Genomic DNA, 5,657 nt, shown 5'->3' with positions numbered 1-5,657 from the left:
ACTTCTCCCAAAGATCTGCTCGTCCTGTCCCCATCGTCTAGTTGGCCCAGGACACCGCCCTTTCACGGCGGTAACAGGGGTTCGAATCCCCTTGGGGACGCCATTTTATCTTCCGCTTCTATTCTTCAAGATCCTATAAATCCTACTAAATTAGTTTTAAGGTGAATGTTGTGGCTTGTGATCTACTTTCCATGAGTTCTGCTGCAAACTGTCATCGTTGTACTTTTTGAGCAGCAGACCGTTGAATTTACCTAGTACTGGCCCAGTTCACCGCCGTCAATGGGCGGTGAACTGGGCTTTATCCCGTGAATGGTGCTTTTGAAGTCAAGTAATTACTTGACGGTTCCGACACAGGGGGTAAAGTAATCACTTGTCGATGGTGTCTAGATAATGATCGATGAGGTTGCCGTTGCGAATCGAGTTGACCAGGAATGCCCAAAAAGATTTAAGGAAAGTTCCAGATTACATAGGTCAGAAATTGGCAAAATGGGTGAGGGCTGTGACGGATCAAGGATTGCAAAGCGTTAGGAAGATTCCTGGATGGCATGACGAGCCTCTCAAAGGGGATCGGCAAGGCCAGCGATCTATCAGGTTAAGCGATTCCTATCGGGCTATTTATAAGGAATTTGAAGTGAGGGGTGTTTTGGAGCTGATTGAGATTCAGGAAGTCAACAAACACGAGTACTAATCAGCTAGGAGGGTTGGTCATATGAGCGGTAATGTCGATGCAACGAAATTTCTAGAATCGAACTTTGGCAAGTTGACCTTTGGTGAGGCGCTCAAAGCCGATAGAAAAAGTGCTGAACTTTCCCAGGCACAGCTTGCGGAAGCAATTGGTGTGAGCAAGCAGGCGATTTCTGGTTTTGAAAACGGGAAGGATTTTCCCACCTACGAGACAATCAAAAAAATAGCCAAAGTCTTCAAGATGGATGAAGAGACTTATGTGCGTCTTTTGCTCCAGGATATTGCAAACAAGAAAGGCTTCGATCAGTATTTGGTTGAAGTGACCCGTGTCAGCAAGAGCAAAGGTCGTGCTAAGAAAAAAGCATCCTGATCATTTGGGCGCATCGTTATCAATGGGACCTACGGACGGTTCCTCAGATCGGAAATTCCGACTGGAGAATACGCCGCGAATTGCTTTACGACCAGGATCGAAGCCCTTCATATGGCCATGGTCTTCGGCACGCCCTGGAGACTTTTTGTCAGTTTCATGCGGTTGGGTTCTGACGACGCTTACGGTAGCGGGTGTCTTCCTTTGGCAAAAGAAACTGAGAACTAGTCCTGCATCCCGGAAGTTCGTTCCAGTGTAAACGGCTTATGGACATAGACCGAGGGTCGTTATTGGTCGAATTTCTCTCTGACTTCAGCCAGAGAGAAGTTATTCGGTGTCCAATCGCCGAGCCATTCTTTGAGACCTTCTTCATCTTCCTCTTTGCCTTTGAAAACGTTCACACAGCGCTCAAATCCCCATAAACCACCGCAGTCCTCAGGCGGAAAGGTGCCTTTGCCGTCGATCAACCGCCGCTTAAAGCGACTCTCTGCTACGATGGGCGTACACTTTATGTCATGTTGCCAACCATCTCCGAAGTCATAGACGTATCCGCATTTAGCTTCATACTCAAAATAGCTTTTCAGTTTGACCTTGCTTGCAGGGGGAGCTTCGGGTTCATCGAAGGCTGCACCCGGCGGTATACCTGTCGCGATTTCCTCCGCATTTCGACCGAATGAGGTCGCAAACGAAAAAAGATGACAATCCTCCCATCCACAGGCGTCTTGAATTGCGTCATGAAGATCCTGGAAAGTTGCCGTCTTCCTGAGCTGAAAACGACGCCAGAGCCGTGGTTTGGCTCCTCGAAGAGAAACTTCGAATTCATAATATTCGGCCATGTAATCGCTCCGCATTCTTTAACAGGCTTTTGCATTGTCGAAGTTCCCTTTAAACAACCATTTGAAGGGATGCGCTTCGTAGGTATTCCAATGTTGAATAAATTGCAAAACCTTTCTTTGCAAATCATCGCCTGTTTTGAAGGATCCATGCCTTAAGACTCTGCGCTGCAGAATGCTAAACCAGATTTCGATCTGGTTCGCCCAGGAAGCATGTAATGGGGTGTAGACGAATCGGAATCGCTGCCAGTGTCGTTGGTTAAATTTTTTCCAGCGATCACCGTGATGGATGTTTAAATTGTCCCAGATAATATAGATTGGGCCTTTAGGATATACCTTTGCCAGATGATCCATGAATAGCAGAAGATCATCTGCGCCGCGACATGGCGAGCAGTGACCAGTTATAGCTCCAGTCTTTATATCGAGCGCAGCAAACAAAGATCGCGTGCCGTGCCTAACATATTCAAATTCTTTCCGTCCCTCTCTCCCAACACCCGCATGTTTCAATGGATATTTGCGTTCAAGAGCCTGCATCCCTGTTTTTTCATCAATACACAGAACCGTGGCTTTCGGGGGAGGCGTTATGTAAAGAGAACAAATACGCTTCACCTTGCTCGAAAAATCCGGGTCTGGACTATGCAGCCACATCTTAACGCGATGCGGGCGTATCTCCTTGAACGAAAGGATGCGGTGAATCTCACTTGAGCTGACGTTCCAACCAGTCTCCAGTTGAAGTTGCTGTTTCAATGATCCAATTGTCCAGACGTTGCGAAGGGGATCGCGTTTGAGAGGATTTGAGCACGCCAGCTTAATGATCTGGCATCGGATATCACTGGGAATTTGAATGGGTCTACCACAGCGGGGTGCATCAGACAATGTAGAAACGACAGGATTTTGTGCGAACCTCTGGCACCATTTCCTCACCGTCTTGCAAGTGACACCACAGCCCGCGGCAACCGTTCCCACACTTTTCCCGCTGGCAACAGAAAGTATAATCCTCGATCGGGTCACCAATCGATGCTCTTCCTTCTCTGAACGTGCAAGTGATATGAGCGCAGCGCGCACGGAAGGGGATAAAATGAGCCGGACAACATCTGCCACAATTGCCAAGTCCAGTAAATGGAAACTCGGTCGATATCCAGCCACGAAAGACAACTAAAATCAAACAAATTCAGATATATACAGAACTATACCACCTAATAAAACTGTAGGGACGAACTTCCGGGATGCAGGACTAGTCTCACGTAGTTCAGGAAACGGACTTAGATTACAACACCTACCAAGTCTCAATGGCTTCATACTCCCAACTGTACTCACCGATGAGCATCAAAGCTGTCCCAACAGGGATAGGCATCCCTTTCTAGCTGCCAACCACGATATTGGCGATTTGATCCAGGGACGCGATGCAGCCGTCGGCACGGCGGAGATAGGCTCTCCGCTGTGCTCGATGTAACCGGCACCGTTGCTGATATTGTTCTTTCTCAAGGCTTCGATCACGTCTGCGAAGCTAAGTACAAAAGTGATGAGCTTTGTTGAGCTTTTATCTGTGCAGAATTCTTCCGTCTCTGACTTCGATTCCACATTGTCAAACCGCTCACAAAAAGAAACGGTGGCATCATTGCAATGCCGACTCAAAGAATACGCACTAACCAATCCAATGCCGCGCCACTGACGTCACCACAGGTGCGAAAATGGAGAACCGCGACCCAGTTCAGAACACGCTCGCCCGCATTTCGGCTGGTCGGTGCCGTTGATTGCAGTATCGTCCCGTTCTGAGCATTGAGCACCACTTCCGAATGCATCAAATCATAGAGATCATTGCTCTCTTGGAAATAAACTTGGGTCCGCGCAATGATCTCACCGTGTGGGCCAGGGCTATCTGTGCTGTGGGCAAAAGCCTTGTGAGTTTTAGAGAAACGTAGTTAGTTTTTGTCCCATTAGTGGCGAGTCGAACTCATTTGCGCTGCTAATTCTAAAGCCCGAGGATCTTGTACTGAGATCAGGCCGTTCAAAATTTGTTGGAAATTGGTGAGAGCAACGTTGTCACTCCGCAGCTCACTTCGGTTCTCACGCCATAAGGTAGCCAGAAAGTATGAGTACGTTGAGATGTAGTGTTCTTGTCTGTAATCTGAGTAATCAATGCCTTTGAGTTCAAGCGCTACAACAGCGAGCCCTTTCATTCGAATACACATGGCGGCTTCTTTGCATAATAGCGCGACAAAACGGCTTAAGCATTTGTCTGAGCCGCTCCTGGTTTTTATAAAACGCTCGTATAGAGGTAAAAGGTTTGTTACCAGCGGCTTTGTCTCAGCCGGCAAAAACTGAATGGTAATGTCGTCAAGACCGACAATTGAACACCAAATCTCGTCTGCGTCCCAAGAGCGTTTGCTCGGTTTTAGCTGTTCGGTGGAGAGAGCTATCTCAAATATTTTTTCGAGTTTGGTTTTAAACTTTTCCCAATTGCTTGGATCTTTCAGGCCCATTCTGAAGAAGTCTCTGCCGAAATTGTCCAGCCAGTAGTGTCCGTCCGCACCAACCTCTAAAAACGCTTTCAAAGACTGATTGAGGCGCACATCGTCTCGCAAAAAGTATGTAATTGCGAAAGCGTTAATTATCCAATTGTCTTGATTGTACGGCGTACCCTTGGCGTCGCCATGCTCTTTTATTGCCTTGCTCAAACGACTTGAGATCTTTTCCAAGCCAGAAGAACAAAATTCGATCCAGCCATTTTTAAAATTTTCGTCCCACTGCTGCATCGGAGGAAGACAGGCCACAGCCTCTGTAAAATTTTCCAGATTGATTAGATCACTCTCTGCAAAATCCAATCCTCTTGAGAACTCAAAACCGTTGGGATCAAATCCCCATGATGGCCATCCAGGCGGTACGTTCGCATCAATAAAGCCATCCATTAAGCGTGATACTTCAAACTCAAAAAATCGTTGTCGATCTTCTAGAGTGTATTCACGAAAAATCTTAAGTCTGAAGAAATTACTTTTGGATAGGAAGGACTTAATAAACGATGTTTTGCGTTCATGTCTTGCATACCTCACTGCGCGATCCACATTGTGCCAAGCGGTTTGCACCTTTGAGTAGGTGAACACAAGGGCCAGGATTTCTAAGATAAAGTTATGGCTAGCTTTGGCGGATGCAATGCTGGAAATCAATGTCGCAACCGAACGTGGACCGCAAATTAAACGAGCTACCTGTGTTCTGATCCAAACATCATTCTCATCTCCCACAGCTAGATGGCCGATCACTTTAGCTAGAATTGTATCGTATTTCTGCCCCGAGCGATCAAATGGATATTCTGCGACACATGGTTCATCCCATAGCTCTCGTATTGCTTCTGCTATATTTTCTTTTGCGGCGATCAATGAGGGCTCATCAAAAGACACGATTTTTCTTTTTGCAGCGACAAGTTTCAAACCGTCTATCGCTAAGAGGCAATCCCTGCGGTTAGTTAAAACCGGATTTTCAGGTTCACCAGTAGAATTCTTAGCAATGTGCTCAGCGATTCTTGCTAGATGATTGAATTCTGCTTCTGTAAAAGAAGGAGCATCGAGAACCTTATTAACATTCATTGGAAACACAAGAAGGCTCATGTGGGCATTATTTTGCTCAAACCGTTCTTTGTGCGTAAGCGCCCCAGCAAGTCACGGTTAGACTCCGTCCCCACCTGATCGTATCCTGCCTCATCACCCGCAGTTGGTGATCAAAATACAGTGGTTTAAAAGATGATCATTTTCGGCATTTGGTAAAAATGCAAAACGCAT

Annotated in this window: 5 protein-coding genes and 1 tRNA gene; 3 read left to right on the top strand and 3 right to left on the bottom strand. The window is 46.7% G+C overall.

From position 1 onward, the window contains the following. The first annotated feature begins 26 nt into the window (after positions 1-26). The 3 genes from VE954_RS14135 (at position 27) to VE954_RS14130 (ending at position 1,054) form a co-directional block, all read left to right on the top strand. A tRNA-Glu gene (locus VE954_RS14135) sits at positions 27-103 on the top strand. A 294-nt stretch (positions 104-397) separates the two neighbouring features. Continuing rightward, a complete protein-coding gene (locus VE954_RS43795) occupies positions 398-688 on the top strand; it encodes a type II toxin-antitoxin system mRNA interferase toxin, RelE/StbE family (RefSeq protein ID WP_349263819.1) in 291 nt (96 codons plus the stop codon). 21 nt (positions 689-709) lie between these two features. Next, positions 710-1,054, top strand: coding sequence for a helix-turn-helix transcriptional regulator (locus VE954_RS14130; RefSeq protein WP_324953786.1), 345 nt, complete (start codon positions 710-712; stop codon positions 1,052-1,054). A gap of 284 nt (positions 1,055-1,338) precedes the next feature. On the opposite strand, the gene VE954_RS14125 is transcribed toward VE954_RS14130, so the two are convergent. From VE954_RS14125 to VE954_RS14115, 3 genes are all read right to left on the bottom strand, one after another. After that, a complete protein-coding gene (locus tag VE954_RS14125) occupies positions 1,339-1,887 on the bottom strand; it encodes a plasmid pRiA4b ORF-3 family protein (RefSeq protein WP_324953784.1) in 549 nt (182 codons plus the stop codon). An 18-nt stretch (positions 1,888-1,905) separates the two neighbouring features. After that, positions 1,906-2,895, bottom strand: a complete 990-nt coding sequence (locus VE954_RS14120) for an IS630 family transposase (protein WP_324953788.1) — start codon at positions 2,893-2,895, stop codon at positions 1,906-1,908. Between the two features lie 926 nt (positions 2,896-3,821). Beyond that, the gene (locus VE954_RS14115; protein ID WP_324953782.1) at positions 3,822-5,486 is read right to left on the bottom strand and encodes a hypothetical protein; all 1,665 of its coding nucleotides are present in this window, start codon (positions 5,484-5,486) and stop codon (positions 3,822-3,824) included. Positions 5,487-5,657: the final 171 nt, after the last annotated feature.

The sequence above is a fragment of the Oligoflexus sp. genome, assembly GCF_035638955.1.
Taxonomy (GTDB): domain Bacteria; phylum Bdellovibrionota_B; class Oligoflexia; order Oligoflexales; family Oligoflexaceae; genus Oligoflexus.
The sequence above is the reverse complement of the archived record's forward strand: the minus strand, read 5'-3'. Positions and strand labels throughout refer to the sequence as shown.